The organism is Dellaglioa sp. CoH-57-MRSF-19 (assembly GCF_056781975.1).
The window spans coordinates 1-246 of the sequence record NZ_JBXAXW010000092.1; the positions used below are offsets into that span (position 1 = coordinate 1).

Here is a 246-nt window from a genome sequence, read left to right on the forward strand (position 1 = left end):
GGTACCATCACGCCCCACAAAACTGATGCTGAGGCGGGCGGAAGAGTGTAGTTGCCACCCGAGGGCTTGTTGGTTAGATCGTTATAGCTGCCGGTGAACGCAACAGGTGCCAAATCCCCGGGAGCCACACCTATGCTGATGATCGCACCAGTGTTGTCGAGAGTGTAAAACTTTCGGTCCGGGAAGTTTATGGACAACTGTCCCTGAAGAAGCTGAGCCGTAGTTGGCCGGGCACCCGCCGTTATC

1 protein-coding gene is annotated in these 246 nt (G+C 56.1%); it reads right to left on the minus strand.

Going from position 1 to position 246, the window contains the following annotated elements; genetic code table 11:
• The coding region (locus AC1RO3_RS08375; RefSeq protein WP_481763986.1) for a hypothetical protein at nucleotides 1–197 on the minus strand (197 nt) is incomplete at its 3' end.
• Nucleotides 198–246: the final 49 nt, after the last annotated feature.